Below are 21,146 nucleotides of genomic sequence, written 5' to 3' on the forward strand. Positions count from 1 at the left end.
CGAGTGAGGTTCCTCGCCGCCCGGGGGATGTCCAAGTCCCCTAGAGAGCGCCCTTCCTTGTCAGGTGGTTGAAGAACAGCCATCCGGGGAGGACGGGGAGCCACAGAGTGAGTAGCCGGTACAGCAGCACCGCGGGTGCCGCCACTTCCTTGGGCAGGCCGACCGCGATCAGACCCACCGTCAGGGTCGCCTCGACGGCGCCCACGCCACCCGGTGTCGGGGCGGCCGAGCCGAGCGCGTTACCGGCGAGGAAGACCACAGCGACGCTGGCCAGGCTGATCGTGGTGGTTGTCTCGTCCCCGAAGGCGCGGATCGAGGCATCCAGGCACATCACGAAGCAGGCGGTCAGCAGCAGCATGCCGCCGATGCCGGTGAGCAGCTTCCGAGGCCGCTGCAGCACATCGAGCATGCGCGGCACGACACCGGCGAAAAGTGAGCGCACGCGCGTGACGACGAATTTCCGCAGGAACGGAATCGACGTCACTACAAGGACGAGCACAGCGACGGTCAACAGGCCCGCGATGACCGTGCGGGACGGCGACAAGGAAGGCGTCTTCTCCGTCCCTGTCAGGTAACCGAAGGTCAGCAGCAGCAGGATGTGGCTGCCCATGCCGAACAGCTGCGAGGCGCCCACACTCGCCACGGCGAGCCCCGGACGCACCCCCGCACGCTGCAGAAAACGTGTATTGAGTGCCACTCCGCCGACAGCCGCCGGTGCCACGATCTTCACGAAGGACCCGGCGACCTGGGCCGCGACGGCTCGCATGAAGGGGACGCGTTCCGGCACGAAGCCGAGCAGGCTCATCGCGGCGGCTACGTAGCTGAGCGCGGAGAACAGCACCGCGAGGCCGACCCAGCCCCACTCGGCCTCGCCCACGATCGCCCCGAAGTCGATGTGCGTGAGCTGCGACAGCAGGAAGTACGCGCCGATCGCACCGGCGATGAAACTGATCAGCGTGCGCGGCCTGATGCGCTCCAGGCGAGCCGGTTCGACGGGCGCCTGTGGCCGGATGCGCAGCACCTGGTGGCGGATCTGGGTCAGCAGATCCTCCTCGCGGGCCTCGTCCAGAGCCTCGTCGAGGGCCCGCTTCTCGGCCTGTCGCTCCGCCTTCTCGGATTTCTTCTCGGCGCGTACGGACGCCTTGCCGGTGTCGCCGTCGGTGGTCTCCTCGATGCGCGCCTGCTTGGCCTTGCTGGATGCCTCCAGGACGGCCTCGCGCTCGCGCTGGGCACGCTCACGTCCGAGCTTGCGCAGCGTCGCCCTGGTGGTGCGAGTGAGCGCGATCGGCTGCAGCAGCGGCAGACAGTCCGCGATGGTGTCCGGGCCGAGCACTCCCACGGCGGACGCGACGGTCCGCTCGGCGCCCGCCCGAAGGCCGAGCGTCGTGAGCAGCTGGGCGATGTCCATGCGGAGCACCAGGTCGCCCGCGGCGATCTCGCCGCCGCGCAGATCCGTGAGAATCACGGTGCCGGAACGATCCACCAGAATCGCGTCGCCGGCCAGCCTGCGATGCGCGATCCGCCGTGACTGGAGCGCCTGGACCTGGTGCCAGGTGTCGCGCATCAGCTCATCGGTGATCTCCTCGTCCGGCAGCGAGTCCAGGGACCGGCCGCCGACGTGCTCGTAGACGAGCATGACGGCATCGGGGCCGAGCTCGGACGTCGCGATCAGCTTCGGCGCGTTCGCCCCGGCGGCGATCGCCGCATAGGCGAGCAACGCTTCCTGTTCCAGGGCCTGGCGCAGCGACTGGAGGCTGCGGCGCTGCGTGATGCCGCGCAGCGTCAGGCGTCTCCACACGCGGTAGAAGAAGCCCTGCGCCTGCTGCTCCCGGTCCACCACGGTGACGTCGAGCGGTGGGCCGTCCTCCAGGGTGACGAAGTAGCGCCGCCCCCGGTCGCCGTTCTCCGTGGTGCCCTCATGGGCTTCCTCGCGGGAGGCGTTGACGGGGTGGAAGCCGACGTGGCGCAGGCCGGCGAGGAGCGTCTGCCCTGTAGGACGCACGTTCGGGGAGCCGACGGCGTACAGCGTTCCGTAGGCGACGGTCCAGCCGATGAGGACCGTCAGGATGATCGAGAACGGTGTCGTGTAGCCGGTGACGAGCATCGCGAAGGCGTCGAGCAGCAGCACCACCCACAGCACGACGCGCCACCGTGGTCGCCGGGACATGCCGACGGCCGTCATGTAGGCGATGACGGGCGCCAAGTAGCCGTGCACCGGGTCGGTCAGCGCGTGGATGTCGCCGGGCGACACCGTGGTGAGCGCTTCCTGGATGGACTGCGGGGCGGCCTTGGCGACCCAGAGGTCCGTCGCGAGCGTCACCCCGTGCGCGAGGACCGCGGCGAGCACTCCGTCGGCGATCCGTAGGCCGTCGCGTTTGATGAGCCGCTCGATGGCGAACGCGACCGGCACCAACAGGATGGCGATGCTCGACGCGAGACCCGCGAACTTGGTCAGCAGGTCGGGCGCCTGGCCGGTGCCCTTGTCGATGTCCTGGGCGAAGCCCGAGGTCGTGCCGTGCGCGAACGCCGCGATCGCCAGGATCACGACGACGGCGAGCAGGCCGACGAGGAGCCGCATGAGGTCCGAGGGGCGGTGCACGCGCGCGGGGAGCAACGGTTCGTCGCCGTCGACCTGCTCGGCGTGCGCGTCCCCCTCGGCACAGTCGGGGTCGTGCAACGGTTGCTCGTGCTTCGTTTCGGCGGCCTGATCGGCCGATTCGTCAGGGCGCGCCGGTGCCACAGAGGTGCCCTCCGCCTTGTCGGGGTGCACGCTCTGCTGCTCCGTGGTCTCTTCTTGATCTCGTATCACCAGTCACCGCCCGCACGATGGTGGCATGCCGCACCGTCATAGGGGGGCATCAGGGTGCATTCGAGGAGGCGGGAGTCCTCGGTAGGCGTCGCCGTCCGCCTCTGCCCGGGCTGCCTCCCGCACGTCCCTCCGCACTGTCGGTGCCGTGCGGCAGGATGGGTCGGATGAGCAAGGAGAGCGAACCGGCGGGAGAGCTTCCCGCGTACGCGGAGCGGGTCCTGGACGTCGCGGAACTGATTCCGCGCGGGCGGGTCATGACGTACGGGGACGTGGCCGAATGGCTCGAGGAGGGCGGGCCCCGCCAGGTGGGGAGAGTGATGGCTCTCTACGGAGGCGCGGTTCCGTGGTGGCGTGTGGTGCGCGCGGACGGGCAGCTCCTGCCGGGGCACGAGCTGCGTGCGCTCGACCACTACAGGGAGGAGGGCACGCCCTTGCGCGAGGCCTCCCGGGCCGCCGAAGGGCACGTGCCGCGCCTCGACATGAAGCGCGCGCGGTGGGACGGCCGGGCGGGTACGGAAGCTCACAATTGACAGCTTCGGCCATCCCGCGCGCGGGTGGGGTGCCGGTGGCCCGTATGGGGGAAACGGGGCATGCGGGGCACTTCGGAGCCCCCGTGTCCGTTGGTGAGACCGGGCACATCTGCGCCCGGAGGAGTGCGGGAGAGGCACCGGAAGCCCGGCTTCCGCCACACTCGACGGCGTAGCGTCGACGGCACCGTCGATGGCAGACACCTCCTTCACCCCACGGCCACCGCTTCGCGCGGACGGCTCTTCGACCACCAGCAAACCCACCAGGACCAGCGATCCACGTGAGCTCCTCCTCGTCCACCCGGCACCTGTCGCAGCACCAGGTTCGACAGGGGCTCCCCGGTGCGTACCGACTGGTGCGTACTCCGCCGGCTCAGGTGGACCCCCCTCGTCTGGACGCACATCAGCGTGCGGTGGTTGACCATGCCCACGGGCCGCTCCTCGTTCTGGCCGGTCCCGGAACGGGCAAGTCCACGACGCTCGTGGAGGCCGTATCGGCGCGCATCGCCAAGGGCACCGACCCCGAACGCATCCTGGTGCTCACGTTCAGCCGGAAGGCCGCGGTCGAACTGCGTGACCGCATGGCGCAGCGCATCGGCGCCGCACACGCCCCACAGGCCACGACGTTCCACTCGTTCTGTTACGCCCTGGTCCGCGCCCACCAGGACGCGGACCTCTTCGTGGAGCCCTTGCGGCTGCTGTCGGGGCCCGAGCAGGACGTCGCCGTACGGGAACTGCTCGCGGGGCAGATCGACCTGGAGCAGGCGGGGCTCGCGCATGTGCGCTGGCCCGACGAGCTGCGCGCGTGCCTCACCACGCGGGGCTTCGCCGACGAGGTGCGCGCGGTCCTCGCCCGGAGCCGGGAGCTGGGTCTGGGGCCGGCCGCCCTGGACGCCTTCGCTCGCCGCATCGGCCGCCCGGACTGGCGGGCGGCCGCCACCTTCCTTGCCGAGTACCTGGACGTCCTCGACGCACAGGGAGTGCTCGACTACGCGGAACTGGTCCATCGCGCCGTGCTCCTCGCGCGCCGCACGGAGGTCGCGGACCGGCTCGCCACGCAGTACGACGCCGTGTTCGTCGACGAGTACCAGGACACCGACCCCGCCCAGGTGCGGCTGCTGCACGCGCTCGCGGGCGGGGGGCGCACGCTCGTCGCCTTCGGCGACCCGGACCAGTCGATCTACGCGTTCCGGGGCGCGGACGTGAACGGCATCCTGGACTTCCGCGGGGACTTCCCGCAGGCGGACGGCGCCCCCGCCCCGGTCGAAGTGCTCACCACATCCCGGCGTTCCGGCGCCGGTCTCCTGGAGGCGACGCGCCGCATCACCCAGCGGATGCCCCTGACCCGGCTGCCCGCGCACAAGGTGCGTGCCCACCGTGAGCTGTCGCCCGTACGCGACGGAGGCAGGGCCGAGGTCTACACGTATCCGACGTCCGGTACGGAGCTCGACAACATCGCGGACATCCTGCGGCGTGCCCACTTGGAGGACGGCATCCCGTGGAGCGACATGGCCGTCCTGGTGCGCGCCGGCGCGCGCAGCATTCCGGGGGTGCGGCGCGCGCTCACGGCGGCTGGCGTCCCCCTCGACATCGACGGCGACGATCTGCCGCTGCGCCACGAACCGGCGGTCACGCCGCTGCTGACGGCGCTCAAGGTAGTGGCCCGGACGGATGGCCCGGACACCGAGGCCTCCCCGGACACCGAGGACGCCTCGGACTCCCCGGACGCCCCGGAAAACGAGTACCGGCTCGACACCGAGACGGCTCTCGAACTCCTGGCCTCGCCGCTCGCCGGGATGGACACGGCCGATCTGCGCCGCCTGGGGCGCGCGCTGCGCGAGGAGGAACGCGCGTCCGGGAACGCGCTGCCGCCGCCCTCGGACGAGCTGCTCGCGCGTGCTCTTGTCGAGCCCGAGCGGCTCGCCCTGCACGACCCGGCGTACGCCCGCGGCGCGCAGCGTCTCGGGGCGCTCCTCGCCACCGCCCGCCAGAAGCTCGCCGACGGCGGCACCGCCGAGGAAGCCCTCTGGGAGCTGTGGAACGGCACCCCCTGGCCGAACCGGCTCGAGCGCGCCGCCCGTCGAGGCGGCGCGGCCGGGCGCAACGCGGACCGTGATCTGGACGCCGTCTGCGCCCTGTTCGCCGTCGCCTCGCGCGCGGAGGAGCGCACCGGAGGCCGTGGCGCCCGCAACTTCCTGGAGGAACTGGAGGCCCAGGACATCGCGGCCGACACCCTCGCCGGACGCGCCGTGCGCCCCGACGCCGTGCGCCTGATGACCGCGCACCGCTCCAAGGGCCTGGAGTGGCGGCTCGTCGTCGTCGCGGGCGTCCAGGAAGGGCTGTGGCCCGATCTGCGGCGCCGCGGTTCACTCCTGGAGGCCGACCGCATCGGACGCGACGGCCTCGCCGAACCCCTCACCCCCGGGGCGCTGCTCACAGAGGAACGACGCCTGTTCTACGTCGCCGCCACGCGCGCGAGGGAGCGGCTCGTCGTCACCGCGGTGAAGGCGCCCGCGGACGACGGCGACCAGCCGTCCCGGTTCCTGACCGAGCTGGGCGTGGAACCCAAGGACGTCACCGGGCGCCCGCGCCGCCCCCTGGCGGTGGCCGCGCTCGTCGCCGAGCTGCGCGCCACGACGGTCGACCCGCGCGTCTCCGAAGGGCTGCGCGAGGCCGCCGCGCGCCGCCTCGCCCAGCTCGCGGCGCTCAGCGACGACGACGGAAGACCGCTCGTGCCGTCCGCCCACCCGTACCGCTGGTGGGGCATGTACGAGCCGACCGAGAGCAAGGTGCCGCTGCGCGACCGGGACAAGCCCGTCGTCCTCTCCGGAAGCGCCCTCGACCAGCTGGCCAACACCTGCGCCCTGCAGTGGTTCCTCGGCCGCGAGGTGAAGGCGGACGCCCCCGCCACAGCGGCGCAGGGCTTCGGCAACGTCGTGCACGTCCTGGCCGACGAAGTCGCCTCCGGGCGCACACCCGCCGACCTCGCCGTCCTCATGGAGCGCCTGGACTCCGTGTGGGACTCCCTCGCCTTCGACGCGCCCTGGAAGTCGGCCCAGGAGAAGGAGAACGCCCGCGCCGCGCTCGAACGGTTCCTTCAGTGGCACGTCATGGACCGCACGGGCCGCACTGCCGTCGCCAGCGAGCACGACTTCGACGTGACGCTCGAAGCAGGCTCCTACGAAGTGCGCATTCGCGGCTCCATGGACCGTGTGGAGCGGGACGCCGAGGGCCGCGCCTACGTAGTCGACTTCAAAACCGGCAAGCAGACACCGAGCGCCGCGGACGTCGCCCACCACCCACAGCTCGCCGTGTACCAGCTCGCCGTGAACGAAGGCGTGGTCGACGAGGTCTTCGACGGAGCTCGTCCGCACTCCGGAGGAGCGGAACTGGTGCAGCTTCGCCAGGGCGCCGCCAAGAAGGACGGCGGCGAGGCCCTGCCGAAGGTGCAGGCACAAGAGCCCCTCGAGGGGGAGTGGGTCGGTGACCTCCTCGCCACCGCGGCCGGCAAGGTCCTCGACGAGCGCTTCGTGCCGACCACCGGGCAGCACTGCGCGCACTGCGCCTTCCGTGCCTCGTGCAGCGCGCGTCCGGAGGGCAAGCACGTCGTCGAGTGACGTGTGCCTCCACTGGGCCGGAACAGGACGGCGCTGTCAGTGGTGCCCGTTAGCCTCGATGAGGTGACCACGCGCCTCACCGACCCCGAGCAGCTCAAAGAGCTGCTCGGCATCCCGTTCACCCCGGAGCAGACGGCCTGCATCACCGCGCCGCCCGCCCCGCAGGTGATCGTGGCCGGAGCGGGCTCCGGCAAGACGACGGTGATGGCCGCCCGCGTCGTCTGGCTGGTCGGTACAGGGCAGGTCGCCCCTGAGCAGGTCCTGGGCCTCACCTTCACCAACAAGGCGGCCGGGGAACTGGCCGAGCGGGTCCGCAAGGCCCTGATCAAGGCCGGCGTCACCGACCCCGACGCCATCGACCCGGACAACCCTCCGGGCGAGCCCGTGATCTCCACGTACCACGCCTTCGCGGGCCGGCTGCTGACCGACCACGGCCTGCGCATAGGGCTCGAACCCACGACGCGGCTGCTCGCCGACGCCACCCGCTTCCAGCTCGCCGCTCGCGTGCTGCGCGAAGCCCCCGGCCCCTATCCCGCTCTCACCCGCTCCTTCGCCGACCTGGTCAGCGACCTGCTCACGTTGGACGGCGAGCTGGCGGAACACCTCGTACAGCCAGGCAAGCTGCGCGCGTACGACCATGAGCTGCTGCGCGCCCTCGAAGGCGTCAAGCTCAGCAACGCAGACCTGCGGAAGGTGCCCGAGGCGGCCGCCGCGCGCCTGGAGCTGGCCGAGCTCGTGGGGCACTACAGGGAGGCCAAGCGCTCGCGGGACCTCCTCGACTTCGGCGACCAGATCGCCCTGTCGGCGACGCTGGCCGACACGCGGCCCGAGGTCGGCGAGATCCTGCGCGACGAGTTCCGCGTGGTCCTGCTCGACGAGTACCAGGACACCTCGGTGGCGCAGCGGATCCTGCTCGCGGGCCTCTTCGGCGGGGGAACGGGCCACGCGGTGACCGCCGTCGGCGACCCTTGCCAGGCGATCTACGGGTGGCGCGGAGCCTCCGTCGCCAACCTCGACGACTTCCCGCGCCACTTCGCGTACGCGGACGGGCGCCCGGCCACCCGCTTCTCGCTGAGCGAGAACCGGCGCAGTGGCGGCCGCCTGCTCGACCTCGCCAACGGGATGGCCGAGCCGCTCCGGGCGATGCACGCGGGCGTGGAGGCCCTGCGCCCCGCCCCCGGGGCCGAAGGGGACGGTGTCGTGCGCTGCGCCCTGCTGAGCACGCACAGCGAGGAGATCGACTGGCTCGCCGACTCCATCGGCCACCTCGTCGCCACCGGAACGGCGCCCGGCGAGATCGCCGTGCTGTGCCGCACTGCGACCGACTTCGCCGAGATCCAGGGCGCCCTGGTCGCCCGTGACATCCCGGTCGAAGTGGTCGGCCTCTCCGGCCTGTTGCACCTCCCGGAGATCGCCGACCTGGTCGCCATGTGCGAGGTCCTCCAGGACCCCGGTGCCAACGCCTCCCTCGTGCGGCTCCTGACCGGACCGCGCTGGCGCATCGGCCCGCGCGACCTCGCCCTCCTCGGGCGCCGGGCACGCTTTTTGGTCTCCCACGCGCGCGGGGGAGAGGACGACGACCCGGACCGGCGCCTGGCCGCGGCCGTCGAGGGGGTCGATCCCTCCGAGGTGATATCGCTGGCGGACGCGCTCGACACGTTCCTGGAGACCTCGACCGACACCGAGGAGGACGACGACGGGCTGCCGTTCTCCCCGGACGCGCGCGTGCGCTTCGCCCGGCTCGCCACCGAACTGCGCGAGCTGCGCCGCTCGTTGTCCGACCCCCTCATGGACGTGCTGCACCGTGTCCTGGCGGTCACCGGCCTGGAGGTCGAACTCTCCGCGTCCCCGCACGCGTTGGCGGCCCGGCGCCGCGAGACGCTGTCCAACTTCCTCGACATCGCCGCGTCCTTCGCGGCCAACGACGGCTCGGCGACGCTGCTCGCCTTCCTCGGATTCCTGCGCACCGCAGCGCAGTATGAGAAGGGCCTCGACAACGCGCTGCCCGGTGGCGAGGACACCGTGAAGGTGCTCACCGCCCACAAATCCAAGGGCCTCGAATGGGATGTCGTCGCCGTTCCCGGCCTCGTCAACGGCACGTTCCCGAGCACGCAAGGCCGTGAGAAGTGGACGGCACAGGCCAAGGTGCTGCCCCACGAACTGCGTGGTGACGGCGCCACGCTGCCCGAAATCGAGACGTGGGACTCCAAGGGCATGAAGGCCTTCCACGCCGACATGAAGGACCACCAGCACACCGAGGAACTGCGCCTGGGATACGTCACGTTCACGCGTCCGCGCTCCCTGCTGCTCGGCTCCGGCCACTGGTGGGGACCGTCCCAGAAGCGCACGCGTGGCCCTTCGGACTTCCTTCAGGCGCTGTACGAGCACTGTGCCGCCGGGTACGGCGAGATCGAGGCCTGGGCGGACGAACCGGCGGAGGACGAGGAGAACCCGGCCCTCCAAGAGAATTCGGCCGAGCACGCCTGGCCGCTGCCGCTGGACGAGGAGGCGCGGGCGCGACGCCGGGCCGCCGCCCACACGGTCCTCGCCCACCTGGAGCGCGCCGCGGGGCCCGAGGCCGCGCACGCCCACACGGAGACGCACCCCGCCGTCCTCGACGAGCCGCCCTTCGAGGACCCCGACTGGCCCCCGCCGCCCGAGGACGACGAACCGCCCTACGACCCTTACGAGGACGACTACGTCCCGGACGGGGGCGACCACGACCCCTACGAGGACGACCACGCCCGCTACGAAGACGACGCGTCCCCGGCCGGTGCCGTCGCGCGCGTGGCCGAGCCCGAGCGGGCGGCCGCGGTCGTGCCGCATCCCGCTCCCGCCCCGGAAGCGGAGCTCACCCCGGAGGAGGCGCGCACCATCGCCTCCTGGGACCGCGACCTCGACGCGCTGACGGGCGAGCTGTTGCGCGCCCGCGCCGCCGTGCGCGATGTTCCCGTCCCGCACACGCTCACCGCGTCCCAGCTGCTGCGGATGGCCGCCGACCCGGACGCCTTCGCCCAGGAACTCGCCCGCCCCATGCCCCAACCGCCGCAGCCGGCGGCCCGCAGGGGCACCCGGTTCCACGCCTGGATCGAGGCGCGCTTCGAAGAGCTGCGGCTGCCCATGCTCGACCCCGAGGAGCTCCCCGGCAGCGATGCCGAGATCGCGGACGAGCGCGACCTGGAGGAGCTCAAGGAGGCCTTCGAGCGCACCCCGTACGCCCATCGCTCTCCCTACCGGGTCGAGACGTCCTTCCAGCTGGCCATCGCGGGCCGCGTCGTTCGCGGCCGTATCGACGCCGTCTACAAGGAGGGCGACGGCGACGAGGCGACGTACGAGATCGTGGACTGGAAGACGGCCCACCGGAAGTCCGCCGACCCCCTCCAGCTGGCCGTCTACCGGCTGGCCTGGGCCGAGCAGCAGGGCGTGCCCCTGGAGGCGGTGAGCGCCGCCTTCCTGTACGTACGCACCGGGGAGACGGTCCGGCCGCGTCGGCTGCCCGGCCGGGAGGAGCTGGAGCGGCTCCTGCTGGAGGACCCGCAGCAGCCGGCGGAGCCCGTGGAGGAACCGCCGGACGAACACGTGAGGGCGGGCGGATAGGCTCGTGACCATGAGCAAGCCCGTTGACACTGCCGTCAGCACAGTCCGTGCGTATGTCGAGAACAACCGTGAGGCGTTCCTCGACGACCTCGCCGCGTGGTTGCGGATCCCTTCCGTGTCCGCCCAGCCCGACCACGCACCGGACGTACGGCGCAGCGCCGACTGGCTTGCCGCGAAGCTCGCCGGGACCGGCTTCCCGACCACGGAGGTGTGGGAGACGCCCGGCGCCCCCGCCGTGTTTGCCGAGTGGCCCTCGGGCGACCCCGAGGCCCCCACGGTCCTCGTCTACGGACATCACGACGTGCAGCCCGCCGCTCGCGAGGACGGCTGGGACACCGACCCCTTCGAGCCGGTCGTCGTCGGAAACCGGCTCCACGCGCGCGGGGCGGCCGACGACAAGGGTCAGGTGTTCTTCCACACCCTTGGCGTGCGCGCCCACCTGGCCGCGACCGGCCGCACCGCACCCGCGGTCAACCTCAAGCTCCTCGTCGAAGGCGAGGAGGAGTCGGGTTCCCCGCACTTCCGTGCCCTCGTAGAAGAGCGCAAGGAGCGCCTGGCCGCGGACGCCGTGATCGTCTCCGACACCGGCATGTGGTCCGAGGACACCCCCACGGTGTGCACCGGCATGCGCGGCCTCGCCGACTGCGAGATCGAGCTGTACGGCCCCGACCAGGACATCCACTCCGGCTCCTTCGGCGGCGCCGTCCCGAACCCGGCGACCGCGGCCGCCCGCCTCGTGGCCGCGCTGCACGACGAGCACGCGCGCGTGGCCGTCCCCGGCTTCTACGACGGCATCGTGGAGCTCACCGACCGGGAGCGCGAACTCTTCGCGGAGCTTCCGTTCGACGAGGAGCAGTGGCTGCGTACGGCGAAGTCCCGCGCCACCTACGGAGAGGCCGGGCTCACCACTCTGGAGCGGATCTGGGCCCGCCCCACCGCCGAGGTCAACGGGATCGGCGGCGGCTACCAGGGCCCCGGCGGCAAGACGATCGTGCCGTCCTCCGCGATGCTCAAGCTCTCCTTCCGGCTGGTCGCCGGGCAGGATCCGGACCTGATCGAGAAGGCCGTCACCGCCTGGGTCGCCGAGCAGCTGCCCGCGGGGATCCGCCACACGGTCACCTTCGGGGCTGCCACCCGCCCCTGCCTCACGCCGCTCGACCACCCGGCGTTGAAATCCGTCGTACGCGCCATGGGACAGGCCTTCGAGCAGAAGATCCGCTTCACGCGCGAGGGCGGCTCGGGTCCCGCGGCCGACCTTCAGGACGTCCTCGACGCCCCGGTGCTCTTCCTGGGCATCTCCGTGCCCTCCGACGGCTGGCACGCCCCCAACGAGAAGGTCGAACTCGACCTCCTCATGAAGGGTGTCGAAACAACCGCCTATCTATGGGGCGATCTCGCGGAGAGCTGGGCAGATGCACACTGATTGAGGCCCCGCGCACCCACCTCGCCGAACCGCCCGCCGAACCGCCCTTTCCACCCGGGGAGTTGGAAGCACTCGTGACCACCTGGACCGACCGAACCGCCGACCTCGCCGCAACGCGACCCCTCTCGCTCTCCGCGCCGAGCGGAATCGACCGCGCCGCGCACCACCGCCTCGACGAGGCCTGGCTCGCCGCCGCGTGGAGCCACCCCACCACCCGTGTCTTCGTGGTCTCGGGCGGTCAGGCGCTCATCGACGAGACACCGGACGGCACGACGGAACTGGTCATGACCCCGGCCTTCGAAGCGCCCCTCACGGAGGCGCATCGCTACTTCCTGGGCACCGACGAGGACGGCGTGAGCTACTTCGCGCTTCAGAAGGACACGCTTCCCGGGCGCATGGACCAGTCCGCGCGCCCGGCCGGCCTGCGCGAGGCGGGGATGCTCCTCTCGCAGCGGGACGCGGGCCTCATGGTGCACGCCGTCGCCCTGGAGAACTGGCAGCGCCTGCACCGTTTCTGCTCCCGCTGCGGCGAACGCACCGTCATCGCCGCCGCGGGTCACATCCGCCGCTGCCCGGCCTGCGGAGCCGAGCACTACCCGCGCACCGACCCGGCCGTGATCATGGCCGTCACGGACGATCAGGACCGCATCCTGCTCGGCCGCCAGGTGCACTGGCCCGAAGGGCGTTTCTCGACGCTCGCCGGCTTCGTCGAGCCCGGTGAGTCCATCGAGCAGTCGGTGCGGCGCGAGGTCTTCGAGGAGGCGGGCGTCGTCGTCGGTGACGTCGAGTACGTCGCCAGCCAGCCCTGGCCGTTCCCGTCCAGCCTCATGCTCGGCTTCATGGCGCACGCCACGTCCTTCGAGATCAACGTGGACGGTGACGAGATCCACGAGGCGCGCTGGTTCTCCCGCGAGGACCTGCGGGCCGCCTTCGACTCCGGTGAGGTCATGCCTCCCTACGGGATCTCGATCGCGGCCCGGCTGATCGAGCTCTGGTACGGCAAGCCCCTGCCGAAGCCCAGCGACGCGCTCTGAGTCATCTGCGGTCCCGCTGACCTCGTGCGAGGGTGGTCCCAGGAGCCCTGACGCAAGGGGGCAGGACAATGGCAGGCTCTGCGGAACAGCGCAGGCGCGAAGAAGAAGCGGCGGCCCGGCGGCGTGAGTGGGCGCTCAGGCGCCGGGGCAACCAGGACATCACCGGCAATCGAGCGGCGAACCTGCTGACGATGATCGTCCTGCTGGTCGTCCTTGCCGTGATGGTCGTGCTGCTGGTCGTCTGACCGCGGACAGCGGAAAGCCCCCGTACCCGTGGGCGGGCGGGGGCCATTCGCTCGGGACAGGTCGGCTCAGGCGGCCATGGCCTGCTTGACCTGGGCCAGCGACGGGTTCGTCATGACCGACTCGGAGCCGCTGTCGGACACCACGAGGAGCGTGGGGACCGTCTGGTTCCCGCCGTTCGCCTTCTCGACGAAGGCCGCGGACTCCGGGTCGTGCTCGATGTTGACCTCGGTGTACCCGATGCCCTCACGGTCCATCTGCTTCTTCAGCCGCTGGCAGTAGCCGCACCACGTGGTGCTGTACATCGTCACAGTGCCCGGCATTTCCTCGCGCTCCTTCGGTGGCTGGGGGTGCGTGTTCGCAATGAGTCGAACGTATGTGATCCGGCGACCATTCCCGCACGTCGAACACATTGGTACGACTAACGGTCGGCACCTGTGGACAACGCGACGCATCCGTCCCCGCGGACCTGGCAGCATGGCGGGGTGACACCAGCAACGCACTCCACCCTGTTCCCGCAGGATCCCGGCCGTGGCCAATATGCGGCTCCGCCGAGTGACGCCGACGCGGTGCTCGAGGGGCTCGACACCGAGCAGCGCGCCGTGGCGACGGCCCTGCACGGTCCGGTGTGTGTGCTCGCGGGCGCGGGCACGGGCAAGACGCGGGCGATCACCCATCGCATCGCGTACGGCGTCCGCGCGGGGATCCTCCAGCCCAATACGGTCCTCGCCGTCACGTTCACCAACCGTGCCGCCGGTGAGATGCGTGGCCGGCTCAGGCAGCTCGGCGCCGTGGGGGTACAGGCCCGCACCTTCCACTCCGCCGCCCTGCGCCAGCTCCAGTTCTTCTGGCCCAAGGCGGTCGGCGGGGAGCTGCCCCGGCTCGTCGACCGCAAGATCCAGCTCGTCGCCGACGCCGCGGCCGCCTCGCGCCTGCGTCTGGACCGCGGTGAGCTGCGCGACGTGACTGCGGAGATCGAGTGGTCGAAGGTCACGCAGACCGTCCCCGGTGACTACGCCGCGGCGGTGCACAAGGCAGGCCGTGAAGCGCCCCGGCTTCCCGCGGAGATCGCCCAGATCTACTCCGCGTACGAAACCCTCAAGCGGGACCGCTCTCTCATCGACTTCGAGGACGTCCTGCTGCTCACCGTGGGCATCCTCCAGGACCGGCAGGACATCGCCGAGCAGATCCGCGCCCAGTACCAGCACTTCGTCGTCGACGAGTACCAGGACGTCAGCCCGCTCCAGCAGCGCCTGCTCGACCTGTGGCTCGGCGAGCGCGACAGCCTCTGCGTCGTCGGTGACGCCAGCCAGACGATCTACTCCTTCACCGGTGCCACCCCCGACCACCTGCTCAACTTCCGCACGCGCCACCCCAGTGCCACCGTCGTCAAGCTGGTCCGCGACTACCGCTCTTCACCCCAGGTCGTGCACCTTGCCAATGGGGTCCTGACCAGGGCGAGCGGCCGCGCCGCCGAGCACCGCCTGGAACTGATCTCGCAGCGCGAGGCGGGCCCCGAGCCGACCTACATCGAGTACGCCGACGAGCCCGCCGAGGCCGAAGGCGCCGCAGGCCGCATCCGGGAGCTGATCGACTCCGGGGTGTCGGCCGGCGAGATCGCGATCCTGTTCCGGACGAACGGGCAGTCGGAGATCTACGAACAGGCACTCGCCGACGCGGGCGTGCCCTACCAGCTGCGCGGCGCCGAGCGCTTCTTCGAGCGGGCCGAGGTGCGCAAGGCGCACCACGAGCTGCGTGCGGCGGCCCGCTTCGGTGACAACGACGCGGGACTCGACGAGGCCGTCGATCTTCCCTCCCAGGTCAGAGCCGTTCTGTCCGGCGCGGGTTGGACCACGGAGCCGCCCGCGGGGTCCGGCGCCGTGCGGGACCGCTGGGAGTCGCTCGCCGCCATCGCCCGGCTCGCGGGGGACCTCGCGAGAGCCGAGCCCACCGCGACCCTGAGCGCGTTCGTGGAGGAACTCGACGCGCGGGCGAGCGCGCAGCACGCCCCGACCGTGGAGGGCGTCACCCTCGCTTCGCTGCACGCGGCGAAGGGCCTCGAGTGGGACGCGGTGTTCCTGGTTGGCCTCGCCGAGGGCATGATGCCGATCACCTACGCCAAGACCGACGAGCAGGTCGAGGAGGAGCGGCGGCTCCTGTACGTCGGGGTGACCCGCGCGCGGCGCCATCTCGGCCTTTCCTGGGCGCTGTCCCGCTCGCCGGGCGGCCGCCCGAACCGCAGGCCGAGCCGGTTCCTCGACGGGCTGCGGCCGGGGTCGACGGGCTCGGCGGGGCGCGGGGCGAGTGCGGGGCGCGGCGGCATCGAGTTCGGGACCCGCACGGGCACCCGCGAGTCCCCCGGCCCCACACGCCCCAGGGGTGACCGGAAGGTGGCCCGCTGCCGCGTGTGCGGGCGCACCCTTGAGGCCGCCGAGATGAAGCTGATGCGCTGCGAGGACTGCCCGTCGGACATGGACGAGGGGCTGTACGAGCGACTGATCGAGTGGCGGGGCCGCACGGCGGTGGACCTCGGTCAGCCCGCGTTCTGCGTCTTCACGGACAAGACCTTGATCGCCATCGCCGAGACCGCCCCCGAGGACGCGGCCGAACTGTCCCGCATCCCGGGCGTCGGGCGTCGGAAGTTTCGGACGTACGGATCCGACGTTCTGGCCATTTGTGCAGGTCAGACGATTGGTGATCAGGTCGACGAGGAGGCCGGGGACGACTGACGCAAACTCGTCGAAAAAATAGTTTGCGCATGCCCCAACAATCCCCATAGGTTCTTAAGCACGAAAGCAGCGGTCTTCTCGAAGGCCCTGGTTCCGTGTTGTACTTGAATGCCGTCGGGCCGGTTCGCACCGGTCCCCGAGACGCCGAGAGGAGGCGATTCCAGTGATCAGCATCAACGCCAGCTCCGTCAGCACCGCCAAAATGACCGATCTCTCGGTCGTCGCTTCCTGCCTGCTCGGCTCCTCGAACCTGGGCACCGGTCTGTCTGGCTTCTCCGCCATGCGTCCGGAGTCCGGCCTGTCCCTCGCGGGTCTTCCCATTCGCGAGCGCAATGAGCGACCGACCAAGGCACCGGAAGCAGTAGCGACGGCACAGGCTCAGGCCTATGCCTTTGCGGCGGCCGGTGCCGGATTCCGGAAGCAGACGACGCAGCACCACACGATGTGGGCCTTCCGTGGGCCTGAACCCTGGAGCGATCCAGCCTGACGAGATCAGGCAGGCGCCTTCAGGGCCGCGGAACCCCACCCGGGATCCGCGGCCCTTCTGTTTTCCCGGAAGATCCAGCGATCTTCCGAGGAACCAGAGAACAGGGGCCTCGGGACAAGAAAAGAACCCGGTACCACCGCCACCCGGCCCACCGGCCGGACGACCAGACGAGGAAAAAGACACCGTGCAACTCGAAGCGCACGCCCCGTCCGTACCGCCTTCAGACCCTCTTTCCCAGCCCGTGTCCACGGAGGACTCCACCTTGAACCCGCTGACCGCGCTCACCGCGCTCGACGACGCCATCGAGAACCTCGACGTGCCCGTCCCCTGCCGTGCCTACGACCCGGAGGTCTTCTTCGCGGAGTCGCCGGCGGACGTCGAGTACGCCAAGTCCCTCTGCCGTACCTGCCCGCTGATGGAGGCCTGCCTCGCCGGCGCCAAGGAGCGGCGTGAGCCCTGGGGCGTCTGGGGCGGCGAGCTGTTCGTCCAGGGCGTTGTCGTTGCCCGGAAGCGGCCGCGTGGCCGCCCGCGCAAGAACCCGGTCGTGGCATGAACACCCCCGGAACGATCGATCGCCCCCTGACGCACGACCCCAAGAAGCAGGCCCCGATGAAGCCGTCCACGAGCGAGCCCGCAGGTTCCGCAATCCCAGACTTCACCACCCCCGGCGCGCACGAGTCGCGCCAGAACAGGACCCGTCAGATGCAACTCATCCCAGAAGCCCTGGCTCGTGCGCATATGCACGAGCAGCTGCGGGTGGCCGAGAGCGAACGCCGGGCCGTGCGCCTGGCCACCGCCCGCCGGATGCAGCGCCGTGCCGAGCGCGCTTCGCTGCGCGCCCGGCGTGCGCTCGCCATGGCCGTCATGCAGTAACCAACTGAAACCGTCGACATCAGCTTCGTCGGCAGGAGCCGCGACAGAGCGGCTGCTCCCTCGGGGGCCGGTCCCAAGCGGACCGGCCCCCGAGGCGTGTGGCGCCCGGCGCTCATCGGTTCATCGAGTTATCGTCGCCGAGTGACGTCTCTTCCTGGCGGGGACTCCGCGCAACAGCCCGACCACCAGGCCCACGCGTGCGCGCGGTGTGGCACGACAGTCCGGGAACTGCCGCTGACCTGGACGTGTTCCGTCGAGGGCGGCACCCGGCGGTACTTCTGTGACGCCTGCTCCCGAGAGAACATCAGGGCCATCGAGGGACGGCTCGACTCCGACTGGTGGTGATCAGGCCTCCGCCGCCGGCCGGTCCTCGATCTCCGCCGCGTCCTCGGCGGCAAAGCCCGGCACCCAGGCCTCCAGTTCGTCCCGCAGCCGCACGGTGGCCCCGAGCTGGCACAGCACCCCGATCGTGCTGAGCGTCACCCGATGTATCAGCAGATACGACGGCGGCAGGTTGAGCTGCTTGCCCAGTTGATGGGCGGGGGAGCGGGGGTCGGCTATCCGGGCCGCCTGATGGCGCATCCAGGAGCGGGTGAACGTGAAGGCGTCGACGCGGGCCGGCTCGATGATCGGCAGCAAGTAGTCGAGCACCGCGTCCGGTTCGAGGTCGATCGACTCCTTGACGAAGCCCTCCTCGCAGAGCAGCTCGTAGACCCCTTCCGCTTCGCCGTCGAGCGTCCTGCGCAGGGAGGCACCGATCGGCTCGGGCAGGCCGCCGGGCAGTCGATCGACCGTGCCGAAGTCGAGGACGCCGAGGCGCCAGCCGCCCTTCTCGTCCGGCAGCAGCCGGAAGTTGCCCGGATGGGGATCCGCGTGCAGCAGGCCCGTGCGCGCGGGCCCCGAGAACAGGAAGCGGGCCAGTAGCTGACCTGCGCGATCGCGCTCGTCCTCGCTGCCGTTGTCGATGATCTCGGCGAGCGGTGTCCCGTCGATCCACTCCGTCACCAGCACCTGCTCGCACTGGTGCACCACCTGCGGCACCACGACATCGGGGTCGTCGGCGAACTCCTCCGCGTGTGTCTGCTGGGCCCGCGCCTCCAGCGCGTAGTCCAGTTCCTCGGAGACCCGGTCGCGCAACTCGGTGATGAGTGGCTTGATGTCCATGCCCGGGATCAGCGGGCCCAACAGGCGCGCGAAGCGGCTCAGTTGGCCGAGGTCCGACAGCAGGGCCTCGCCCGCGCCCGGGTACTGCACCTTCACGGCGACCTCGCGACCGTCGTGCCACACGGCGCGATGCACCTGTCCGATCGACGCGGCGGCCGAGGGTTTGTCCTCGAACTCGAGGAACAGCTCGCGCCATTGCTCGCCGAGCCGCTCGTCGAGAACCGCGTGCACGGTGCGGGTCGGCATCGGAGGCGCGGCCTCCTGAAGCTTCGTCAGGGCGGCGCGGTACGGGCCCGCGACGTCCTCCGGCAGGGCGGACTCGAAGACGGACAGCGCCTGCCCGAACTTCATGGCCCCGCCCTTGAGTTCACCGAGCACCTTGAACAGCTGATCCGCCGTGCGCTGCTGCAGTTCCCGCCCGACGATCTCGGCGGACTTGCCGCCGATGCGTCTGCCGATGCCCCAGGTCGCGCGACCCGCGAAGCCGATCGGCAGCGCTGCCAGCTTGGCGGTACGGGTAACCGCCTTCCGGGGAAGATCAGACATACACCCCTCCAAATGCCGAACAGCCATGCCGCGCATGCCCGGGTGCCGTGGTGCCGACAGCCATTGCCTACCCCGCCATTGTGTCGTGCGGCTCTTCTTCCACGGAGACCTCCTGCCCGTTACCTCTCTCACCCGCACCGCACGGGCACTGTGGATGTGGCCACACCGGTCGGGCGTGCCAGTCCAGGCCCGGCGCGGCCGCCTCCCAGCGTGCCCCCGTGCTCGACGGCAACTCCCCGTCGAGGAAGGTCAGTCCATGGGCCGCGGCGAGTCCCGCGACGGCGATGGCAAGGCCCAGGTCGCAGGCCTGCACCTGACGACCGGCCGGCCCCGAACTCCACTGGGCGAGCAGCCGGGGCCAGGTCGGATCGCGGTCCGTGCGCCCGAGGAGCAGGCAGTGCGCGCAGCCAGTCCCGCCGGGCAGCACCAGCGGCCCGACCACACCGGTGGCCTCGACAACGCCCGCGTACAGGTGGGGAATTCCGGTCTCCAGCAGGTCCTCGACGGCGGCCGGGTCGGGGGAGTGGACCGCGAGTCCGTCACGCGGAGCAATGATCACGAGGGAGAGCGGGGGCACTTCGGGATCCGGCTCCGAAAGGCGCTCGGGGGCCGGCCTGCGCCGGTCGGGGCGCGGCGGCCTGTTCGGCGCCATCGAGCGCACTACCCGCCGTGCGGACACGTCCCGGCGCTCGCCCGTCGCCTCCACCGGATGCCCGCCCGGTGCCACGTCCCAGGGTTCGACGCATCCGCCGTCCCGCACGTCCACATGGCCGACACCCGCGGATGCGAGCACCGAGGCGATCACCGTGCCCACCCGTCCGGCGCCTCTCACCTGGACCCGCATCGCGCGCCGGGCGGTCAACTTCAGTATCGCTTCGGCCGGTTCCGATGTCGTGACGGTCAGGGCGGCATGGTCGGGGCGGAGCCGATCCATTGCGCGCGTCTGTTTGCGCAGTTCCGCGCCGGGCCTGCCGCCGCCGGTCGCGTCGTCGACGAGTCCCGCTCCGCTCAGCCGCTCCAGGAGCGCGTCCACATGCCCGTCCGGAAGGCCCATTCTCTGGGCCTCCTCCCGCAGGAGCGGGACCCCGCGGGTGCCGTCGAGCAGTGTCAGGAAGCTGCCGGTGGCCGTGTCGACCGGGCCGAGTACGACCGCGTGAGCCGGCGTGAGCCCGAACTGCACCGTGTTCAGGTCGTGCCAGCCGCGCCGCAGGGCCGGCTTCAGGATCGGATGCATGGCTGTCCCCCGTACTGTGCCGACGGCTTCGTTCCCGTCGATCGACCGCCAGCATGCCGGGACGGCCGGAGTCGTGCGGAAAGTTGTCCACAGGCTGTGGGTGATAGTCGTACTAATCGAGAGGCGGATCGCGGGGCCGCACCGAAGACTTCCGGAGGCGGGACTTCCGCCCGGTCCAGCGGGTAACGTCGGGGCGTGTCCGCCGACCCACTGCACCGTGCCACGAACACAGCGCGCAGCACGACCAGCCCGCCCTCTGGCGGCCTGGGGGCGAGCGCGGTCGAGGTGCGCAGGAGCTCCCGGCGTCGCAGAACGGTCTCCGCGTACCGCGAGGGCGATCGCACCGTGGTGCTCATCCCGGCCCGCATGTCGGAGGCCGAGGAGAAGCGCTGGGTGGGCGTCATGCTCGACAAGCTCGCCGCGCAGGAGAGCAAGCGAGTGCTCGGCGACACCGAGCTGGCGGACCGCGCCGAGCGCCTGTCGGACCAGTACCTCGACGGGAAGGCCCGCCCCGCTTCGGTGCGGTGGGTCACGAACCAGAACACCCGGTGGGGTTCGTGCACTCCGGCGGAAGGCAGCATCCGGCTCTCCCACCGGCTGCAGGGCATGCCCGAGTACGTCGTCGACTACGTACTCATCCATGAGCTCGCGCACCTGCTGGTCCCCGGCCACGGGCCGCGGTTCTGGAGACTCCTGGAGGCGTATCCGCGCACGGAGCGGGCGCGGGGATATCTCGAAGGAGTGGTCGCGGCCGACCGGCTCCCGCATCTGCCTGCCACGCGCGGCGACTGATCGTCCTTCAGCGCGCCTTCTGTACCAGGGGTGTACCGACTTCTCCCACTGTCGGTGTTTGCGGATAGCCT

Annotated in this window: 16 protein-coding genes; 12 read left to right on the forward strand and 4 right to left on the reverse strand. The window is 71.1% G+C overall.

What is annotated here, in order from left to right; all coding sequences use genetic code 11:
* Positions 1-40: 40 nt before the first annotated feature.
* A complete protein-coding gene (locus OHA73_RS28000; RefSeq protein WP_266713828.1) occupies positions 41-2,809 on the reverse strand; it encodes a lysylphosphatidylglycerol synthase domain-containing protein in 2,769 nt (922 codons plus the stop codon).
* A 164-nt stretch (positions 2,810-2,973) separates the two neighbouring features.
* On the opposite strand from OHA73_RS28000, the gene OHA73_RS28005 reads away from it, so the two are divergent.
* The 6 genes from OHA73_RS28005 (at position 2,974) to OHA73_RS28030 (ending at position 13,252) form a co-directional block, all read left to right on the forward strand.
* On the forward strand, positions 2,974-3,339 hold the full coding sequence (locus OHA73_RS28005; RefSeq protein ID WP_323179574.1) for an MGMT family protein: 366 nt from the start codon (positions 2,974-2,976) through the stop codon (positions 3,337-3,339).
* Positions 3,340-3,617: 278 nt separating this feature from the next.
* Complete coding sequence (locus OHA73_RS28010) at positions 3,618-6,953, forward strand: ATP-dependent helicase (protein WP_267069312.1); 3,336 nt, start codon at positions 3,618-3,620, stop codon at positions 6,951-6,953.
* A 63-nt stretch (positions 6,954-7,016) separates the two neighbouring features.
* Positions 7,017-10,550, forward strand: coding sequence for an ATP-dependent DNA helicase (locus OHA73_RS28015; protein WP_327656428.1), 3,534 nt, complete (start codon positions 7,017-7,019; stop codon positions 10,548-10,550).
* 10 nt (positions 10,551-10,560) lie between these two features.
* On the forward strand, positions 10,561-11,973 hold the full coding sequence (locus tag OHA73_RS28020; protein ID WP_327656429.1) for a dipeptidase: 1,413 nt from the start codon (positions 10,561-10,563) through the stop codon (positions 11,971-11,973).
* Between the two features lie 74 nt (positions 11,974-12,047).
* Positions 12,048-13,007 (forward strand): NAD(+) diphosphatase, encoded by a 960-nt coding sequence (nudC, locus tag OHA73_RS28025; RefSeq protein ID WP_266713838.1) that lies wholly within the window; start codon positions 12,048-12,050, stop codon positions 13,005-13,007.
* Positions 13,008-13,075: 68 nt separating this feature from the next.
* Positions 13,076-13,252 carry a hypothetical protein gene (locus OHA73_RS28030; RefSeq protein WP_266713840.1) on the forward strand — a complete coding sequence of 59 codons (177 nt, stop codon included), beginning with the start codon at positions 13,076-13,078 and terminating at the stop codon, positions 13,250-13,252.
* 66 nt (positions 13,253-13,318) lie between these two features.
* Here the strand turns inward: OHA73_RS28030 and OHA73_RS28035 are convergent, their stop codons facing one another.
* Entirely contained in the window at positions 13,319-13,573 is a 255-nt protein-coding gene (locus tag OHA73_RS28035) for a mycoredoxin (RefSeq protein ID WP_266713842.1), read from the reverse strand.
* Positions 13,574-13,735: 162 nt separating this feature from the next.
* Here OHA73_RS28035 and OHA73_RS28040 point away from each other — a divergent pair, with 162 nt between their 5' ends.
* The 5 genes from OHA73_RS28040 (at position 13,736) to OHA73_RS28060 (ending at position 17,684) form a co-directional block, all read left to right on the forward strand.
* Entirely contained in the window at positions 13,736-15,979 is a 2,244-nt protein-coding gene (locus OHA73_RS28040; protein ID WP_443063134.1) for an ATP-dependent DNA helicase UvrD2, read from the forward strand.
* A gap of 163 nt (positions 15,980-16,142) precedes the next feature.
* Positions 16,143-16,466: a hypothetical protein gene (locus OHA73_RS28045; RefSeq protein ID WP_327656430.1), complete on the forward strand. Its 324-nt coding sequence runs from the start codon at positions 16,143-16,145 to the stop codon at positions 16,464-16,466.
* A 184-nt stretch (positions 16,467-16,650) separates the two neighbouring features.
* A complete protein-coding gene (locus OHA73_RS28050) occupies positions 16,651-17,019 on the forward strand; it encodes a WhiB family transcriptional regulator (RefSeq protein WP_266713846.1) in 369 nt (122 codons plus the stop codon).
* Complete coding sequence (locus OHA73_RS28055; RefSeq protein WP_266713848.1) at positions 17,016-17,339, forward strand: hypothetical protein; 324 nt, start codon at positions 17,016-17,018, stop codon at positions 17,337-17,339. Before OHA73_RS28050 ends, OHA73_RS28055 begins: the two co-directional genes overlap by 4 nt.
* A 141-nt stretch (positions 17,340-17,480) precedes the next feature.
* Positions 17,481-17,684 (forward strand): hypothetical protein, encoded by a 204-nt coding sequence (locus OHA73_RS28060; RefSeq protein WP_327656431.1) that lies wholly within the window; start codon positions 17,481-17,483, stop codon positions 17,682-17,684.
* On the opposite strand, the gene OHA73_RS28065 is transcribed toward OHA73_RS28060, so the two are convergent.
* Both OHA73_RS28065 and OHA73_RS28070 read right to left on the reverse strand, forming a co-directional pair.
* A complete protein-coding gene (locus tag OHA73_RS28065; protein ID WP_327656432.1) occupies positions 17,685-19,049 on the reverse strand; it encodes an ABC1 kinase family protein in 1,365 nt (454 codons plus the stop codon).
* A gap of 67 nt (positions 19,050-19,116) precedes the next feature.
* The gene (locus OHA73_RS28070; protein WP_267069306.1) at positions 19,117-20,283 is read right to left on the reverse strand and encodes a TOMM precursor leader peptide-binding protein; all 1,167 of its coding nucleotides are present in this window, start codon (positions 20,281-20,283) and stop codon (positions 19,117-19,119) included.
* Between the two features lie 195 nt (positions 20,284-20,478).
* Between OHA73_RS28070 and OHA73_RS28075 the strand changes: the two genes are divergently transcribed.
* On the forward strand, positions 20,479-21,075 hold the full coding sequence (locus OHA73_RS28075; RefSeq protein ID WP_266713856.1) for a M48 metallopeptidase family protein: 597 nt from the start codon (positions 20,479-20,481) through the stop codon (positions 21,073-21,075).
* The last annotated feature ends 71 nt before the right edge of the window (positions 21,076-21,146 follow it).

It is taken from the genome of Streptomyces sp. NBC_00483, assembly GCF_036013745.1.
GTDB lineage: Bacteria > Actinomycetota > Actinomycetes > Streptomycetales > Streptomycetaceae > Streptomyces.

Coding starts and splice junctions, on each gene's coding strand:
- OHA73_RS28005 (WP_323179574.1), top strand. CDS start 2,974: ATGAGCAAGGAGAGCGAACCGGCGGGAGAGCTTCCCGCGTACGCGGAG.
- OHA73_RS28020 (WP_327656429.1), top strand. CDS start 10,561: ATGAGCAAGCCCGTTGACACTGCCGTCAGCACAGTCCGTGCGTATGTC.
- OHA73_RS28030 (WP_266713840.1), top strand. CDS start 13,076: ATGGCAGGCTCTGCGGAACAGCGCAGGCGCGAAGAAGAAGCGGCGGCC.
- OHA73_RS28035 (WP_266713842.1), bottom strand. CDS start 13,573: ATGCCGGGCACTGTGACGATGTACAGCACCACGTGGTGCGGCTACTGC.
- OHA73_RS28055 (WP_266713848.1), top strand. CDS start 17,016: ATGAACACCCCCGGAACGATCGATCGCCCCCTGACGCACGACCCCAAG.
- OHA73_RS28065 (WP_327656432.1), bottom strand. CDS start 19,049: ATGTCTGATCTTCCCCGGAAGGCGGTTACCCGTACCGCCAAGCTGGCA.
- OHA73_RS28070 (WP_267069306.1), bottom strand. CDS start 20,283: ATGCATCCGATCCTGAAGCCGGCCCTGCGGCGCGGCTGGCACGACCTG.